Source organism: Streptomyces sp. 8L (assembly GCF_020176795.1).
Taxonomy (GTDB): domain Bacteria; phylum Actinomycetota; class Actinomycetes; order Streptomycetales; family Streptomycetaceae; genus Streptomyces.
Window position 1 is genome coordinate 1 of record NZ_JAIUKE010000272.1, and the last position, 16,925, is coordinate 16,925.

A 16,925-nucleotide genomic window follows, 5' to 3' on the forward strand; every position below is an offset into this window, starting at 1 on the left:
GGGTTACGTAGACCAGTTCGTCGTGGCCGGCGTGGCCGCCGCGCACACGGGAGGCCCCGGCCGGCGGGGGGGGGCCCCCGGCGGGGGCGGGGCACGCCTCGGGGGCCCGCCGGGGCCGGGGCGGGGGGGGGCGGGGGTGGGGGGGCGGGGGGGCCGGCGCCCCCGGGGCCCCCCCCCCCCCGCCCCCGGGGCCGCCCCCCCCGGCCCGGGGCCCGGGGGGGGCCCCCCCCCCCCCCCCCCCCCCCCCCCCCCCACGGGCCCGGCCTCGCCGTCGAACCATGCGTGCGGGTCCTGACCAGTTTCCCTCATGTGCCGGTGCTCATCCCCCGGCGGGCAGGCCGGTGCGGGGTGCGGAGCCGAGGTGGGTGCCGACGCGCTTGACCATGAGCGTCATCTCGTACGCGACCTGTCCGACGTCGGAGTCGGAGTCGGCCAGGACGGCGAGGCAGCTGCCGTCGCCGGCGGCGGTGACGAAGAGGAACGCCCCGTCGAGTTCGACGACGGTCTGGCGGACCTGGCCGACGTCGAAGTGCCGGCCCACGCCCTTGGCCAGGCTGTGGAAGCCGGAGGCGACGGCGGCGAGGTGTTCGCCGTCCTCCCTGCTGAGGTCCTTGGACGCGCCGGTGGGGAGTCCGTCGCCCGAGAGGACCAGGGCCTTGCGGATGCTGGCGACCCGCTCGACCAACTCGTCGAGGAGCCAGTCGAGTTCGCGGCCGGCTCCCGGGTGGGCGGCGCCTCGTGGTGTGTACGGTGCGGTCATCGACCGTTCCCCTCCGATGTCGTTCCTGGTGTGCCGCCGGGTGCCGCGCCGGGTTGCCCGGCGGACTCCTCGGCCTCGTTCTGATGGCGTCCCCGCTGCCAGCCGCGCTGGAGCGAGGCCATCCGGGCGCGTACGGCTTCCGCGTCGCGCTCGTCGTCCCCGGGCGTGGCCCGCGCTCCCGCACCCGTACGGGCGGCGGGCTGCGAGGTCTCCCGCAGCTGCGGGGCGAGACTGGCCTGCCGGACGCGGCGCGGCAGCCCGTCCTGCGCCGGTGCCGCGGGGCCGCCGGACTCCGGCCGGTCGCCCGGCGCGCTGCCGGGGCCCCCGGATGCGGCCGGCGGCTGCTCCGGGTGCGGCCTGCCCCGGTGCTCGTCCAGGCGCCTGCCCCGGTCGGCGACGAGCTTCGGGGAGTTGCGGCGGGGCAGCTGGGGCAGGCCGCGCTCGTCCCGCGCCGTGCTGTCCTTGTCCTGGGTGCCCGCGGATTCGCCGGCCTGCTGGTGCTGGTCGTCGCGGTCCTCGGCCGCGGGCCGCGCGCGGGCCGCGGCGGCGCGGGCGGCGGCCCGGGCGCCCGGCGCCCGGGGCGCGGGCCCGGCGGCCGGGGCGAGCCTGATGCCGTTCTCCGCCCGGGAGGCGAGCGCGGGCCGGTCCGGGCCGGGGCGGTCGCCTGGACGGTCGAGGCGCAGCCCCGGCTCGGTGTCCGGCGCCTCGGTCAGCAGTGCTCCGGGGAGCAGGACGACGGCGCTGGTGCCGCCGTACGGGGAAGGGTGGAGGGACACACGTACGTTCTGCCGCTGGGCGAGCCTGCTGACGACGAACAGACCGAGCCGGTCGGTGTCGGACAGCTCGAACTCGGGGGTCTCCGCGAGCCGCAGGTTCGCTTCGAGCAGGGCGTCGGGCGGCATGCCGAGGCCCCGGTCGTGGATCTCCAGGATGAATCCGCCCGCGGTGCGTGCGCCGCCCACCTGCACGGCGGTCTGCGGGGGCGAGAACACCGTGGCGTTCTCCAGGAGTTCCGCAAGGAGGTGGGTGAGGTCGGCGACCGCGGGCCCGCCGACGCCGATCCGGGGCAGCCTGCGCACCTCGACGCGCTCGTAGTCCTCGACCTCCGCGACCGCGGCCCGTACGACGTCCATCAGCCGCACCGGCTTGCGCCACTGCCGGGAGGGCACCGCGCCGGAGAGGATGACGAGGCCCTCGGCGTGCCGGCGCATGCGGGTGGTGAGGTGGTCGAGGCGGAAGAGGTCGGCCAGTTCCGTGGCGTCCTCGGTGCGCCGCTCCATGGCGTCGAGGAGGCCGAGCTGGCGGTGGAGGAGGACCTGGTTGCGGCGGGCGAGGTTGACGAACACCTCGGCGACCCCGCGCCGCAGGTCCGCCTGTTTGACGGCGGCCTCGACGGCGGCGCGCTGGAGCGTGTTGAGCGCCTGGCCTACCTGGCCGATCTCGTGGTCCTCGTACGCGAGGCGGGGTGCCTCGGTCTCGATGTCGACCTGCTCGCCCGCGGCGAGCCTGCGCATGACGGACGGGAGGCGCACACCCGCCGACTCGCCGGCCTCCTTGCGCAGTTCTGACAGGTCGTGGATGAGGGCGCGGCCGACGCGCACGGACACCGCGACGGACGCGACGAGCGCGACGATCCCGAGGGCGGTGGCGGCGAAGAAGCGCAGGTACACGGTGTGGCGTGCGGTGCCGATGTGCTGCTGGAAGAGGTCGTCCGCCTTGACGCTCTCCTGGTGGATGCCGGCTACGACGGGCTCCGCGCGATCGCGCCACTGCTGTGCGGTCATGGACCGGTCGTTGACCATCGCGCCGGTGGTGGCGATCGCGTTCTCGTGCATCGCGAGCTTGTCGTTCGCGGCACCCGTGTTGTACGCGTTCAGCACGGCAGCCTCGTGCGACGGCAAGTCTGCGAGGCTCGTGGCGTACAGGAGCTGGCGGTCGGCGACGAACCCCGAGACGGTACGGCGCTCGGAGGGGCTCAGCTCGCCCGCGACGAGGGCCGACGTGACGAGGGCGTTCTCGCGGGAGAACATCTCCTGGGCCTGGAAGATGCCGATGAGGGCACGGCCCTGGTTGTCGCCGTCCCCGCTCTCCGCGTCTTCCTTCCCGTAGACGGTGGAGAGGAAGAGGTACGCGGGGTCGACGATCCCCGAGTAGACGTCGAGGGCCGAACTGCGGCTGACGCCGCCCTTGTCGACGGCGGTGCGTGTGGCGGCGAGTCGCGCGGCCTTGGCCGTGAACGCGTCGAGGTGCTTCTTGGCGGTGGCGTCGAGGCTCGCGCGCAGACTGTCCGACTGGCCCGCCTTGACGGCGGCGATCGCGCGGTCGGTCGCGGCTCTGTCGGTCCGCAGTTGCCCGGCCGTGTCCGCGTCCTTGGGGGCCGCGAGGTGGATGAGCGTGTCGAGCCGCTCCTGCTGGACGGCGGCTATGGTGCGCTGCACCGGCCGGCCGACCTTGGCCGAGGCTTCCTTGAGGTGAAGGAGGTCGAGTGCCTCGATCCCGGTGAGGATGCCCGAGAGGGTGGACAGCGCGGTGACCGATATCAGCGGCACGAGCAACAGCGCCACGATCTTCCTGCGGATGGACTTCCCGCGAAAGCGCATGGCCTCCCCCACCTCCGTCAGCAAACGGCGTGAGCCTACTACTGTCACACCGGCAACTCGAAGGCGTGTCCGGTGCGATGACACCCGATCCTCGTGCGATTGACGGGGTGTTGTCCCGTTTTGCCGAGTCGGTGGTGTGTCGTTTTCAACGAAGCGGCTGGTCAGCGCTGTTCAACGATTCAAACACAGATGCAAAACCTTCACTCGGAGTGGCGGCGCACGGGGCGTGCGCTGCGGAGCGTGCACAGACGCCCGCGCACGAAGGATGCACACAGCCCCGGGACAGGGCACTCTGTCCGGCGCGGCGGGAATTCCGGGCCTGCGTCATTCGTCATTGTTCAGGGGAGTTTCGAGAGGGATGCGGCCGGGGTGGGTCGCGGCGATCCGAGTTGTTTCGAATCTGATCGGGTTGGCTTGAATTCGGCCGGATTCGATCGACCGGGTTCCGGTCGCCCCGGGGAGTTACCAGGCACGGTCCGTGAGTGACCGGACCGTTGCCGGGCAGTCGGTGTGGGGTCGGGTTCGGGTGGGGAGTGACGGTCCATGAATACGGACGAACGGCGTGGCAGGGCGTCGGCAGGCGGTTTCACGGGAGTGACCCGTGGTCTGTGGGTGGAGGAGCCCGCGGTGCGCTACCGCATGCCCGATCCCGTCAGAACGGCCGCGGTGCGCGCGGTGATCGTGATGGCCGTGACGCTGGTCGAGGCCATGGTGGCGCTGCTGGCGACGCTGGCGGACTCGTGGCTCGCGTTTCGGCCGCTGATCGCCTCCATCGCCTCGACGGTGGGCACGACCTGGGCCGTCCTCGATGTGTGGGTGACCCGCCAGGTGTTCAACCAGCGCCACGGCGTGGTGTCCGTGCCGAGCAGCACGGCGCGTCGGCTGCGTCGGGAGCGCCGAGCGGCGCGCCGGGCCGTACGGGAGGCGCGGCGTGAGGAGGACCGGGCAGCGCGGGCGGCCGAGCGGCGGCGCGCCTCCGGGCCGGACCGCGCCAGGGCCGAGCGGAGCGGGCGCCGTTCCCACCAGGGCCCGCGCTCGGCCGCCCTGCACTGAGGGGATCGGGCCGCGCGGCCGCGACAGCGAGTCTCCGCGCGGGGGTTGGGGGCGGAGACGGGCCGTACCGCGCCCGCGTCCCGTGGGCCTCAGGCGTTCTCCCGGTCGGGCGCGGGGGGCTCCTGGGCCGGGACGACGGCACCTGATTCCCTCCGTACCCGCTCCGTCCCGCTCTCCTGGCCCGACTCCGGAGCGGGCTCCTCCTGTTCCTGTACGGGCGCCAGCTCCTGCTCGGGCGCCCTCCGGAAGACCCGGGTCGCGGTGATCTCCCCGTGCACCTGGTCGCCCTCCGGGTCCACCGTGGGCAGCCCGGGCCGCAAGTGCTCCTCCACCCTGATGTACTTGAGCCCCGCCCGCAGGTCGGCGTCGTTCCGCAACCGGATCACCAGCGGGAACTCGGCCAGCGCCGTGGTGTCGAACAGCCCTGTCGTGTAGAGGAGCTGGACGCCGAGCGCGTCGGACACCGCGCGCTGGAGCTCCAGCAGATACGTGGCGTTGGCGCGGCCGATGGGGTTGTCCAGGAACAGCGTGCCCGCGTGCCGGTGCTTGTCGCGCCCCCGGTCGTTGCTGCGCAGCGCCGCCATCGTGCAGTACAGGGCGATCGCGGCCGTCAGCAGCTGACCGCCGGAGAAGACGTCGCCCATCTGCCCGACCGGCACCCGCTCCGCGCGCAGCACCGCGTCCGGCTTCAGGATCTCCACCGCGACACCCTTCGGCTGGAGCGCCGCCGCCACCCCGCGCAGCAGCAGGGACATGCCGTCGCGGCGCAGGTCGGAGTTCTTCTTCAGGGCGGCGCGGGTGGCCTCGTCCACGACCTCGCCGAGCCGCTGCGCCAGCGTGGCGCGGTCGGGTTCCTCGAAGCGGATGCGCAGGAACTCCTGCCCCGACCACTCCCCGAGGCCCTCCGGCAGCCGGGACAGCCGCTGCGCGGAGCGCAGCGTCGTCATCGCGGACTCCACGAGGCCGCGCAGCCGGTCGACGATGGAGTCGCGGTTGCGTTCCAGCTGGGCGAGTTCGTCCGTGAGGACGCGCAGGCGCGGCGCGAACGCCCGGGCCCAGCTCTCCGCGTGCTCCGGCAGTGCCGCGGCGGGCAGTTCGCGGATCTGCTGCCGCGCGGGGGTGCGCACCTGCTCGTAGCGGGTCGCGTTGGCGTGCCGTACGAGGACGTCGCTCGCCTCGCGCACGGCGGCCTCGGCGGCCGACAGGTCCTGGGCGCAGCCGCGCAACGACCTGCGGGCCTCCGACGCGTCCCGGCGGGCGGCGTCGAGGCCGCCGGGGTACGGCTCGGGCTGCTCGGGCGGCTCATCGCCCGAACCCGCGTGGTCCTCTTCCGCGAGCGCTCCGCGCAGCAGGTCGCGCAGGAGGGCGGCGGTCTCGTCGAAGCCGCCCGCCGCGTCCTCGGCGGCCCGGTGGGCGCGCAGCAGTTCGTCGTACGCGCCGCGGGCGGACTCCAGCGCGTCGGTGCGCACGGCCAGTTCGGTAGTGGCGGTGCGCAGCAGCGCCTGGGCCTGGTCGGCGTCGGCCGGCACCTGGTCCTCGGGCAGCGCGGTGTGGGCGTCGCCGTCCTCGGGCGCGAGGCGCTCCGCTTCGCCGCGGAGCCGGCCCAGCTGCTCGCTGGCGGCGGACGCGCGGGACTCCAGCATCTGCACCAGTGATTCGGCGCGGGCGGCGGCGGCCTGCCGGGACGGGCCGTCGGCGCCGTCGGGCGATTCGAGGAGTTGGGCCGCGCGCGTGCGCACCTTGTTGCTGAGGCGATCGAGTTCGGCGAGGGCGGCGCTCTCGTCGCTCTCCGCGCGGGCCTGTTCGGCGCGCAGGTCGGCGCCGACGCCGACCTTCTCGTAGACCTGGGAGGCGGCGCGGTAGGCCTCGCGCAGGGTGGGCAGTGCGGTCCTGGGCGCGTCGGCGGGCTGTTCCGGCAGGCTCTCGGGGGCGCCCGCGATCTCGGCGCGCTCGGCGCGCAGGGTGCGCGCGGTGCGGCGGGCGTCGTCGGCGGCGCGCTGCGCGGCACGGCGGTCCTCGTCGGCGGCGCGCGCGAGATCGAGGCAGCCGGTCGCGCGGGCCTCCGCCTCGGCGGCGTCGTCGGCGAGTTCGCGCAGCCTGGCCTGCCAGGCGGGCCGTTCGCGCAGCCGGAACGCGAGGCCCTGGAGGACGTCGGCGGCGCGGCGGGCGCGCTGCGCGGCCTCCTGGCGCTCCTCGCCCGCCCGGGCGGTCTCAGCCGCGGACTGCTCGGCCTCGGCGCGGGCGGCACGGGCCTCGGTGAGCTCCGCCGCGGCCGTCTCGGCGGCCTCCCGTGCCGTACGGGCCGACTCGGCCAGCTCCGCGAGGGTGCCGGGCGGGCAGTCGGCGCGCCAGGACCCGATCCTGGCGGCCAGGGCGCGGTCGCCGGCGAGCCGGGCCGCGACCTCCGTGATCTCCGTGTCGCGCGCGGCGGCCCTGGCACGCAGCGCCTGCCGCTCCTCGTCCGCGGCGTGCTCGTCGTGCATGGCCGGGTTGGGCGGTACGAGGAAGACGGACGTGTCGTCCGCGGCCGTGCGGGGGACGGGGGCGAGCAGCGCGGCGGCCGTGCCGACGGCGACGGTGGAGCGGGGCAGCAGCGCGGCGTCGGCGAGGGCCTCGCAGGCGCGGGCGTGCGAGGCCGGGTCGGTGATGACGACACCGTCGACCAGTTCGGGCCTGGCGGCGAGCACGGCGGCGTGATCGGCGGGGTCGACGGCCTGGGCGAGGTAGCGCCAGCCGGGCAGCGCGGGGATGCCGTGCTCGCCGAGGTACTCGACGGTCGCGAGGACGTCGGGCCCGGGCGGCAGCAGTCCGCCGTCACCGAGGGCGCCGAGGATGCGCGCGTCGTCCGCGGCGCCGGTCCGCAGGTCGAACAGGCGGCGCTCGGCGCTGCCGATGCCCTGGTCGAGGAGGTCGCGCAGGGTGTCCGCGTACCGGTCGAACTCCTCGGCGGACAGCGGCTCCGAGCCCGGCGGCCGGGGTCCGACCGGCGCGCGGCGGGCCTCGCGCGGGGCGCCGGCGCCCGGGTCGGAGCCGCCGGTGCGCGGGCCCGGCACGCCCGCCCGGTCGGTGCCGGTGGTGCCCGCGGCGGTCAGGCTCAGCAGTTCGCCGAGCCGGGCCTCCGTGGCGATCGAGCCGGCGGCTCGGCGCTCCGCGTCGTACGCGCGCTCGGCGGCCTCTGCGGCGTCCTTCGCGCGGGCGGCGGCCAGTTCGCCGCGGGTTTCGGCCGCCGCCGCCTCGCGGGCGCGCTCGGCCGCAGCGCGGGCCGTGTCGCGCGCGGTGGCGCCCGCCGCGGCGGCGGCCTTCTCCGCGTCGCTGGCGGCGAGCGCGGCGCGCGCCGGGTCGGCGTCGGGCGGCGCCTCGTCCAGCCAGCCCGCCCGTACGGCCTCCGCGGTCTCCTGCTCGACCTCGGCCAGGCGCTGGCGCAGGTGCTCGGACTCGCTGCGGGCACGCTGCGCGCCGGTCGCGGCGGAGGTGGCGTCGCGGTGGGCGGCCTCGCCGGTCTCCTGGAGGGCCGCGGAACGGGCCTCCTCCTCGTTGGCGAGGCGCTCCGCGTCCTCGGCGGCGCCGTGCAGGGCCCGTACGAGGTCGGCGGCTGCGGTGGCCCGCGCGGCGAGTGCGGGGGCCGCGTCCCGTTCGGCCTCGCGGATGGCGGCGGCGACGCGCGCGGACCGGTCGGCGGCGGCGCGGTGCCGCAGTACCGCCTCCGCGGCCTGCCAGGCCGAGTGCAGGGTGCGTGCGTCGGTCAGCTCGCGGCGCTGGGCCGCGGCGCGCTTCTCGGCGGCGGCGAGCGCCAGCGAGGCGTGCCGGTAGGCGAGTTCAGAGGCGATGAGGGAACTGTGCAGGCGGGCGTTCTCCGCCTCGGTGACGGTGTGCGCGGCGGCGGTGACCTCTCCGGCGAGGTCGCCCGTACGCGCGCGTTCGACCCCGGCGCGCGTGGTGAGGCGGCGCACGAGCGCGCGGGCGCGCCGCTCGGAGGCGGTGTGGATCTCGCGGGCGCGGGCGCGGGCCTCCGCGGCTTCCACGATCCGGCCGAGGAGGTCGACGGAGCCCGCCGTGAAGTCGCGTTCCGCGGCGAGTTCGGCGCGGCGGCCGAGTTTGCCGCCGAAGCCGCTGACGAGGTCGGCGAAGCCGTCGGTGTCGCGGGTGTCGGTGACGGCGCGCAGCAGCAGGTCCGTGAAGTCGGAGTCCTTCTTGACCGCGAACAGGCCGGCCGCCTCGCCCTCGTCGGCGTTCATCTCGCGCTGGTAGCGGAAGAGTTCGGGGTCGAGGCCGAGATCGCCGAGGTGTTCGTTCCAGCGGTCGTGGATCTCCTCCCAGTACACCTCCAGGTGCGGGTAGAACTTGCCCGCCTCGGTGAGGGCGTCACGGAAGCCCTTCATGGTGCGGCGGCGGCCCCGCGCGCCTGAGGCGCCCTCGGCGGGCGGCCGTACGGACTGCGCCTCGGCGACGGGCAGCGAGTCCAGGCTGAGGCCGGGTCCGGGGCGGAAGGAGTACCAGGCCTCAGCGAACTTGCGCGGGTCGCCCGAGACCTGGCGGCCCCGCCACTCGCTGGCCTTGCCGACGACGATCAGTTCGCCGGTGAGCGTGTGCTGCCACTCCAGGGCGACATGGCCGCAGTCGTCGGCGAGCAGGAACTTGCGCAGTACGCCGGAGCTCGCGCCGCCGAGCGTGTTGCGGTGGCCCGGCAGCATGACCGAGAAGATCAGCTTGAGCAGGACGGACTTGCCCCCGCCGTTCTCCAGGAAGAGCACGCCCGCGGGGGCGGGGCGGCGCGGCGGGCCGGCCGGCTCGTCCTCGAAGAACTCGCTCTGCACGGGCGCGGGGTTCGGCACGGCGGCGCCGACGCCGCGCAGGTCGAGCACGGTGTCGGCGTAGCGCGCTCCGGCGGGTCCGATGGAGTAGAGGCGGACCCTGGACAGCTCGTACATGGAGGCGGTCTCTCGTGAACGGTTCGTGGAAGGGGCGGTTCGGGGGCAGTTCGGGAGTGGTTCGGGAGCGGTTCGTGGAAGGGCGGTTCGTGAGCGGAAGGGGGGGGCCGTCGTCCGCGGGACCCGGGCGGGCCGCCCGCCGCGGCGCGGTCAGGAGTGGAAGGGCAGTCCCGCGTCCGCCACCAGTTCGGCGGCCTCGGCGTCGGGCGGCGGCAGGAGCGTCGCCGTGCCGTCCGTGACGGGGACGACGCCGAGTTCCGCGAGTTCCGCGAGGGCGGCCGAGCCCGCCATGTCGCGGACCTGGAGCTGGTAGCGGGCGGTGGTGCGGTACGCGCCGCCCGCGTCGTCGCCCGTGCGCTGGAGGAAGCCGGACTCGGTCAGGAAGACGACGGCCTTGCCCACGATTCCGGTCGTCGAGCCGGCGAGGCGGCGGGCGTCCTTCGTCGCGCCGGTGGCGCTGCGGCGGGCGTAGACCCGCCAGGCGGCCTCAAGGCCCGGCGCGTCGCTCGCGGGGTCGGTGTTCTCCCCGGTCTCCTCGGCGCGCTCCTCCAGGCGGCGGCATGCCTGGCGGACGAACGCGTCGACGCCGTTGACGGTGATACGGCCGATGTAGCCGTCGTCGGCGAGGTCCTCGGGACGGGGGAACGCGAGCGCGGCGACGGCGAGATGGGCGAGCCCGTGCAGGAACCGGTCGGCGGAGTCGGTCGCGGCGCGGCGCGCGTACTCGCCCATGCGGACGGCGAAGACGGAGTCCTCGGCGGCCGTGACGGCCATGCCCGCGCGGGCGGAGACCTCCAGCACGACGAGGCCGAGTCCGGTGGCCACCGCGTCGGCGACGCGCGCGAACGCGGGGTCCTCGCGGTAGCGGCGCAGCAGTTCGGTGTACTCGGCGTCGCGGGCCGGCACCAGCCTGGGCTGCAGCCCGAACGAGACGAGCCGGGCCGCGTCCGCCGCGTCTGCGGGCGTGACACCGCTGGACTGCGCCGCGGGGGCGGGCCGCTCGGCCGGGTCGTCGGGGTCTGTCCCCGCCTCGGCCCAGGTGTCGCTCGCGGTCGCGTGCTGGTCGGTCACGGACGGTGCTCCTCGGAGGTGTGGAAGAAAACGGGGGCACGCGACGGCGCGGGCCGGCGCCGGGCGGCCGGTGGCCCGGCCGCGCGGGCACCAGGGCGCTCGCGGCCCGCCCCCCCCCGCCCCCGGGCCCCCCCCCGGCCCCCCCCCCGGGCGGGGCCCCGGGGGGGGTTCAACAACCGGGGGGGCCCGCGGGGGGGGGGGCGGGGGGGGGGGGGGGGGGGCCCGGGGGGGGGGGGCGGGGGGGCGCGGGGGGGGGCCCGGGCCGGGCCCCGGGGCCCTCACGCGGCCTCCGTCCTGGCCGTGGCCATCGCGGCCGCGTCCAGCAGAGCGGTGCCGAGTATCAGGTCGGCGCCGCCGAACTCGGGGTCGTCCAGGGGCGTGCCGTCGTCCACGGCGAACAGCAGGCGCTCCTCGCCCTGCCGGTACGCGGTGCCGACCGGCGGGCTCGCCGCGTGCACGGCCAGCAGGACGATCAGGTACGGCAGGTCGGGGTCGATGCGGCGGGCCTCGGCGAGCAGACCGGACAGGCGGCGTGGCGCGTCGTGCTCCAGGGCCAGCAACTCCATGGCCCGGGCGAGCTGTTCCTCGCTGAAGCGGCTGTCGTCCGGGGTGGCCACGAGGTCGGGCTCGGGCATCTCGGCGCCCAGGTGCGCGCGCTCCACGGGGGGTGTCAGCAACAGGTCCACCAGGTCGCCGACGCGGACGGCCACCGGGGTGCGGGGCCCCGTGCCGCGCGCGAAGTAGGCGTCGGTGACCCGGCTCGCGTCACCGACGGGCAGCGGCAGCAGGGGCGCGACGAGCTGCCCGTACAGGTCGAGTCCCGCGCGGGCGGCGGGCCGTGCGAAGGCCTGGCGGTCCTGCTCCGCCCTGAACAAGGGGCCCGCCTCCAGCAGCCGGGACTGGAGCTGGGTGTGGCGGCGGATGCAGTCCTTGACGATGTCGACCAGCTCGGCGGCGCGCCGCTTGTGCTCGGCGGTCTTCGGGTCGCCGCCCGTCTCGGCCTCGTCGCGCGCCTTGCGGATGTTCGTCAGGATCGCGTTCTCGTGGCGGTACCGGTCGGCGACGTGGTCGAGCGCCTCGTCGATCATGTCGGGCACGGCGTGCAGCCAGTCGACCGCCCGCACGTTGCGCCGGGTGGCCTCCAGGGTCCTGCGCAGCGTCTCCGCGTACTGCACGGTGCGGTATCTGGCCTGCTCCGCGGCGAGCTGCGCGTCGGCGAGGCGGCCCCGGTTGATCAGCACCTCCAGCTTCACCTCCGCGGCGATCTGGGCGCTCGTCACATCCGTGTCGAGCGCGCCCACCAGTACGTTGACGGCCTCGTCCGTGGTGCGCAGATAGACGCTGCCGCCGTCGCCGGGGACCTCCTCGATGAGCTTGAAGTCGTAGTCCCTGCGTCGGTAGACGCCGTCGGTGCCGAACGTGCCGTAGACGGCGCGGAAGCCCCGGTCGACGCTGCCGACGTTGATGAGGTTCTCCAGGACCCAGCGGGCCACCCGCTCGTGCTCGGCGGCCGGCCGGGCCGGTGCCTGCGCCGCAACGCGCGGCAGGAGTCTCGTCACTATCTGCTCGTGGTCCGCGCCCGTGTCGAAGTCCATGTGCAGCGTGACGAGGTCGATGGCGGCGAGGGCCACCTCCGCCATCGCGTACACGCCGTACTCGCCCGCGAGGTTGGCCTTGCGGGCGTCCAGGTCATGGAGCGGGGCCGTGCAGGCGAGGGCGCGCAGGCGGCGCGCGAGGCCCTCGTCGGCGGCGGGGCCCTGGGCGGGCCGCGACCCGGCGCTGAGCTGGGACGGAACTGGTTCCGTGGGGGCGGGCGAAGTCACGGTGCACAGACTAGGTCCTGCCACTGACAGGGGTCGAAACGGCGCAGAACCGCCCAGGTGGCAGGGGCGGGCCCGGGCCCCCCCCCCCCGGGCCCCGGCCGCGGCCCGCCGCTCCCCCGCCGCGCCATCGCGCCGTCTGACCTGAGAAGATGACGCGATGGAGCCGAGGAACATCGATCTCAACGCCGACCTGGGGGAAGGCTTCGGCCGTTGGCACCTGACGGAGGACGAGGCGCTGCTCTCGGTCGTCACGAGTGCCAACGTGGCCTGCGGCTTCCACGCCGGCGACCCGCTGACGATGCGCGAGGTCTGCGCGTGGGCCGCCGAGCGCGGCGTGCGGATCGGCGCGCAGGTGTCGTACCGGGACCTGGCGGGCTTCGGCCGCCGCTCGATGGACGTGCCGGCGCCCGAGCTCGCCGCCGAGGTGGCGTACCAGATCGGTGCGCTGGACGTGTTCGCGCGGGCGGCGGGTGCGCGGGTGGCGTACGTGAAGCCGCACGGGGCCCTGTACAACCGCGCGGTGCACGACGACGAGCAGGCGGGCGCGGTCGTCGAGGGCGTCCTGCTCGCGGGCGGCGGGCTGCCGGTCCTCGGCCTGCCCGGGTCCCGGCTGCTGGCGCGCGCGGCCGACGCGGGACTCCCGGTGGTCACCGAGGCGTTCGCGGACCGCGCGTACACGGCGGGGGGCACGCTGGTACCGCGTACCCAGGAGGGCGCGGTGGTCAGCGACGGCGCGGTGGTGGTGGAGCGTGCGGTGGGCATGGCCACGTCGGGCACGGTGACCGCCCTGACGGGTGAACGGGTGGACGTACGCGCGAGGTCGCTGTGCCTGCACGGCGACACGGCGGGCGCGGTGGAGCTCGCGCGGACGGTCCGCACGGCGCTGGAGCGCGCCGGGGTGCGTGTGGAGCCGTTCGCATGAGCGTCAGAGCGGTCCGGGTCGGCGACCACGCGCTGCTCCTCGAGCTCGGGGGGAGCGAGGAGACGGCGGCGCTCCACGCCGAGCTGCTGCGGCGGCGGGCGGCGGGCGCGCTCCCCGCGGTGGGCGAGATCGTGCCGGCCGAGCGGACCGTACTGGTGGACGGCCTCGCGGAACCCGCGCGGTTCGCCGCGGACGTGGCCGGGTGGCGGCTCGCGCCGGCCGACACCGCCGATTCCGCCTCGGTGGACCTGCCCGTGCGCTACGACGGGCCCGATCTCGCGGACGTCGCCGGGATGTGGGGAGTGAGCCCGAAGGAGGCGGCCCTGCTGCACGCGGGGACGTCCTTCCGGGTGGCGTTCTGCGGCTTCTCCCCCGGTTTCGGGTATCTGACGGGGCTGGACGAGCGGTACGCGGTACGGCGCAGGGCGACGCCGAGGACGTCGGTGCCCGCCGGGTCCGTGGCGGTGGCCGGCCCGTACACCGGTGTCTACCCGCGCTCTTCGCCCGGTGGCTGGCAGCTGATCGGTACGACCGACGCCGTCCTGTGGGACCCGGAGCGCGAGCCGCCGGCGCTGCTGGCGCCGGGCACGCGGGTGCGGTTCGTGGCGGTGGACGCGTGAGCGGCGAAGCGGCGGGCGGTCTCACGGTCGTACGGGCCGGGGCGCTGACCACCGTGCAGGATCTCGGCAGGCCGGGCCACGCGCATCTGGGCGTACCGCACGCGGGCGCGCTCGACGCCCCGGCGGCGCGGCTGGCGAACCGGACCGTCGGCAACGACGACCGTGCCGCGGTGCTGGAGACCACGGTCACCGGCTGCGCGCTGCGGCCCGGCCGGCCGGTGACGGCGGCGGTCGCGGGCGCTCCGGGGCCGGTCCTCGTGGACGGGCGCCCGGTGGCGTGGGGCGCCCCTGTGCTGGTGCCCGCGGGCTCGCTGCTCGACGTGCGGCCCGCCGCGGCGGGTGTACGCGCGTACGTGGCGTTCGGCGGGGGCCTCGCGGTGGACCCGGTGCTCGGGAGCCGCTCGGCCGACCTGCTGTCGGGGATCGGTCCCGCGCCGCTGCGCGACGGCGATGTCCTGCCGCTCGGGGTGCCGAGCGGTCCCGGCGTGCCGGTCGACGCGATGCCGTGGCCCGCCCCGCCGGCCGAACTGGTGCTGCGGGTACGGCTGGGGCCGCGCGCCGACTGGTTCACCGAGGCCGGTCTCCGCACCCTCGCGACCGGGGCCTTCCGGGTCTCCTCGGCGAGCAACCGCATCGGGCTGCGTACGGAGGGCCCGTCGCTGGAACGGGCGCGGGACGGCGAGTTGGCGAGCGAGGGCATGGTGACGGGCGCGGTCCAGGTGCCACCCGACGGACGGCCCGTGGTCTTCCTCGCCGACCACCCGACGACGGGCGGCTATCCGGTGATCGCGGTCGTCCGGGCGGCGGATCTCGCGGCGGCGGCCCAGGCGGTGCCGGGCACTCCGGTCACGTTCGTCCCGGTGCGCGGCGCGCGGTAAGTGCCAGGAGGGCGTGTCGTCCCGAGGACGTGTCCTCCCGCGCCTCGGGGGCGCGCGTGCGTCCGGGGTGCGCGTGCGTCCGAGGTGCGCGTGCCTCGGGGACAGGCGTTCGTCCGGGGCACGCGTTCATTCGTTCCGCGGCGGACCACCGCGCCCGGAGCACGTGCGAGGCATGCTCGGGGCGCGGCGGTGTCACCGTGCGGCGGTGCGGCGGGCCCGACGGCGGCCCGGCGGCTTCAGAGCGCGATCTGGAGGCGGTTGTCGACGATCTGCCGGAAGTCGGCGTCCTCGGGGATCAGGTCCCAGTCGACCATCCAGTCGTACGTGCGCTGGAACTCGGCGGCCGGATACGGAGCGGGCTCGGTGTAGCGGAGGCGGTCACGGCGGAAGTCCTCGGGGTCGAGGTGCACGATCTCCTCGGGTACGTCCGCGATGAGGTGGTGCAGGTACGGCTTCGGGTCCTCGTTGATCTTGTGGACGGCCTTGACCACGGCGCGCTGGATGGCCGTGAAGGTGTCGGGGTCCATCTTGGGGTCGGCGATCTCGGCACCGACGTAGAACGCCTCGGCTATGAGCTTGTACCCGAGCTTCTCCGCCACGGTGATCCAGGGCTCCATGACGGCCGCCGCGGCGACCTTGCCGTCGCGCAGGGCCTCGAAGCGCTCCCTGGGCCCGCCGACGTGGACGACGTTGATCTCGTCCTTCCTGAGGAACCCCTCCAGGGTCTGAATCCCGATGTAGTGCGAACCGTGGTGGAAGTTGACGCCGACCGTGCGGCCCGCCAGGTCCTGGGGGTGGTTGGCCGGGTCGTCGGGCCGGACGAACACGGCCTGGCTGCCGACGGCCGCGCGCTTGCTGACGACCTGGCCTCCCGCCTCGCTGTCGTACGAGCGGCGGATCTGCCCCCACTCGCAGGCGCGGTAGAGCGACGCGTCACCGGCCTCGAAGGCCGACCTGCCGCTGAAGGCGGAGATCAGGGTGTGGTCCTCGACGGGCTTGAGCACGGCCTCGCGCTGTCCCTTGCGCACCAGCTCGACGTCCAGGCCCTCCTCCGCGAAGTACCCCTCGTCGCGGGCGACGAAGTACGGGAGGGAGAAGACGGGGCTCGACGTCTCGCTGACGATCTTCTTCAGTGCCATGGTGGCTTGCCTTCCTTGACCGGGTGGTGGCGGGGCCTCAGCGCAGTACCTGCGTGAGGGTCGTGTCCTTGGGCAGCGGTCCGTAGGTCTTCCGCAGACCGCTGTAGAAGCCCTGCTTGTCGAGCGCGTCCACGTAGGAGTTGTCGACGAGTGGCCCGAGGTTCTTCAGCGCGGCGTGCTCCGCCGCGGGTTGGTAGCGGACGTAGGGCGCGAAGTCCGCGGCGTCGCACCGGCCCACGGGTGCCTGGACGGGGGGCAGGTAGGCGTCGAAGCTCTTGCCGAGGGTGCTCGCGTCGGCCGGCTTCGACGGATCGAGGTGCAGGAAGGCGCCGAGCGTCTTCACTCCGTCCGCCTTGTGCGTCTGGTACGACCAGGCGCCCTCGGCGAGGCTCTTGAGGACCGCGGTGACGGCCTTCGGGTTCTTCTTGGCCCAGTCGGTGGAGACGACGTACGGGCTCGGCGGTCCGAGCGCGTAACCGAGATTCGCGAGCCCGGCGGCGTCCGCGCGGAAGTTGAAGGGCGTGGAGAGCAGGCCCGCGTCGACCTTGCCGCTGGTGAGCGCGGTGAGCACATTGGGGATCGAGCCGAGCGCGACGAACTTGACCGCGTCCGGGGCCAGTTTCCTGGTCCGCAGATAGGCCTGGAGCGCGACCTGCGGAGCGCCGCCGAGCGAGGGCACACCGACGGTCTTGCCCTTGAGCGCGGTGACGGACGTGGTGCCCTTGCGGGCGTAGACGTAGTAGCCGTTGCTCTTGGCGACGCAGCCGACGGCCGTGACCGGCACGTGCTTGGCGTACAGGTCGAGCACGTCGCCGCCGGCCAGCTGGTCGAAGGGCACGGAGCCCGCCACGAAGGCGGCCTTGAGCTGCCCCTCCGCCGAGAGCGGGGTGGTGACCTTCAGCCCGTTCTTGCGGAAGAAGCCCTTCGCCAGGGTGTATTGAAAGGCTCCCTGAGCCGCCGACCCCGAGGCGGTGGGCACGGTCAGCCGCGTCGCGGAGGCGGACGCCCCGGTGCCGGCCGACGTCGACGGGCCCGAGCCGCAGCCGGCGAGCAGCGACGCCGTCAGAACGGCCGCGGCGGCGAGCGCGGGGACGCTCCTGGTCGTGCGCCGGCGGCGCCACCCGCCGAGGC

The 16,925-nt window shown here is 75.3% G+C and carries 11 protein-coding genes; 4 read left to right on the forward strand and 7 right to left on the reverse strand.

Going from position 1 to position 16,925, the window contains the following annotated elements; translation table 11 throughout:
- Nucleotides 1–319: 319 nt before the first annotated feature.
- A complete protein-coding gene (locus LCE31_RS22115) occupies nucleotides 320–760 on the reverse strand; it encodes a roadblock/LC7 domain-containing protein (protein WP_225016776.1) in 441 nt (146 codons plus the stop codon).
- On the reverse strand, nucleotides 757–3,360 hold the full coding sequence (locus LCE31_RS22120; protein ID WP_225016778.1) for a nitrate- and nitrite sensing domain-containing protein: 2,604 nt from the start codon (nucleotides 3,358–3,360) through the stop codon (nucleotides 757–759). Before LCE31_RS22120 ends, LCE31_RS22115 begins: the two co-directional genes overlap by 4 nt.
- Before the next feature lie 543 nt (nucleotides 3,361–3,903).
- Here LCE31_RS22120 and LCE31_RS22125 point away from each other — a divergent pair.
- The gene (locus tag LCE31_RS22125; protein ID WP_225016780.1) at nucleotides 3,904–4,413 is read left to right on the forward strand and encodes a hypothetical protein; all 510 of its coding nucleotides are present in this window, start codon (nucleotides 3,904–3,906) and stop codon (nucleotides 4,411–4,413) included.
- Nucleotides 4,414–4,502: 89 nt separating this feature from the next.
- Here LCE31_RS22125 and LCE31_RS22130 read toward each other — a convergent pair whose 3' ends face one another.
- From LCE31_RS22130 to LCE31_RS22140, 3 genes are all read right to left on the reverse strand, one after another.
- Complete coding sequence (locus LCE31_RS22130) at nucleotides 4,503–9,341, reverse strand: hypothetical protein (RefSeq protein WP_225016782.1); 4,839 nt, start codon at nucleotides 9,339–9,341, stop codon at nucleotides 4,503–4,505.
- 150 nt (nucleotides 9,342–9,491) lie between these two features.
- Nucleotides 9,492–10,412 carry a hypothetical protein gene (locus tag LCE31_RS22135; protein WP_225016785.1) on the reverse strand — a complete coding sequence of 307 codons (921 nt, stop codon included), beginning with the start codon at nucleotides 10,410–10,412 and terminating at the stop codon, nucleotides 9,492–9,494.
- Nucleotides 10,413–10,690: 278 nt separating this feature from the next.
- Nucleotides 10,691–12,235 carry a hypothetical protein gene (locus tag LCE31_RS22140; protein WP_225016787.1) on the reverse strand — a complete coding sequence of 515 codons (1,545 nt, stop codon included), beginning with the start codon at nucleotides 12,233–12,235 and terminating at the stop codon, nucleotides 10,691–10,693.
- A gap of 157 nt (nucleotides 12,236–12,392) precedes the next feature.
- On the opposite strand from LCE31_RS22140, the gene LCE31_RS22145 reads away from it, so the two are divergent.
- From LCE31_RS22145 to LCE31_RS22155, 3 genes are read left to right on the forward strand one after another with little or no spacing between them, the layout of a single operon-like run.
- Complete coding sequence (locus LCE31_RS22145; RefSeq protein ID WP_225016789.1) at nucleotides 12,393–13,157, forward strand: LamB/YcsF family protein; 765 nt, start codon at nucleotides 12,393–12,395, stop codon at nucleotides 13,155–13,157.
- The gene (locus LCE31_RS22150) at nucleotides 13,154–13,777 is read left to right on the forward strand and encodes a 5-oxoprolinase subunit B family protein (RefSeq protein WP_225016791.1); all 624 of its coding nucleotides are present in this window, start codon (nucleotides 13,154–13,156) and stop codon (nucleotides 13,775–13,777) included. Before LCE31_RS22145 ends, LCE31_RS22150 begins: the two co-directional genes overlap by 4 nt.
- Nucleotides 13,774–14,655, forward strand: coding sequence for a biotin-dependent carboxyltransferase family protein (locus LCE31_RS22155; RefSeq protein ID WP_225016793.1), 882 nt, complete (start codon nucleotides 13,774–13,776; stop codon nucleotides 14,653–14,655). Before LCE31_RS22150 ends, LCE31_RS22155 begins: the two co-directional genes overlap by 4 nt.
- Nucleotides 14,656–14,891: 236 nt before the next feature.
- On the opposite strand, the gene LCE31_RS22160 is transcribed toward LCE31_RS22155, so the two are convergent.
- Nucleotides 14,892–15,794 (reverse strand): ABC transporter substrate-binding protein, encoded by a 903-nt coding sequence (locus LCE31_RS22160; protein WP_225016795.1) that lies wholly within the window; start codon nucleotides 15,792–15,794, stop codon nucleotides 14,892–14,894.
- A 37-nt stretch (nucleotides 15,795–15,831) separates the two neighbouring features.
- On the reverse strand, nucleotides 15,832–16,925 hold a 1,094-nt coding region (locus tag LCE31_RS22165; RefSeq protein WP_225016798.1), incomplete at its 5' end, for an ABC transporter substrate-binding protein.

Bases quoted from the DNA above. Each gene is read 5' to 3' on its own strand.
- LCE31_RS22115 (WP_225016776.1), bottom strand. From the start codon at position 760: ATGACCGCACCGTACACACCACGAGGCGCCGCCCACCCGGGAGCCGGC.
- LCE31_RS22120 (WP_225016778.1), bottom strand. From the start codon at position 3,360: ATGCGCTTTCGCGGGAAGTCCATCCGCAGGAAGATCGTGGCGCTGTTG.
- LCE31_RS22125 (WP_225016780.1), top strand. From the start codon at position 3,904: ATGAATACGGACGAACGGCGTGGCAGGGCGTCGGCAGGCGGTTTCACG.
- LCE31_RS22130 (WP_225016782.1), bottom strand. From the start codon at position 9,341: ATGTACGAGCTGTCCAGGGTCCGCCTCTACTCCATCGGACCCGCCGGA.
- LCE31_RS22145 (WP_225016789.1), top strand. From the start codon at position 12,393: ATGGAGCCGAGGAACATCGATCTCAACGCCGACCTGGGGGAAGGCTTC.
- LCE31_RS22150 (WP_225016791.1), top strand. From the start codon at position 13,154: ATGAGCGTCAGAGCGGTCCGGGTCGGCGACCACGCGCTGCTCCTCGAG.
- LCE31_RS22160 (WP_225016795.1), bottom strand. From the start codon at position 15,794: ATGGCACTGAAGAAGATCGTCAGCGAGACGTCGAGCCCCGTCTTCTCC.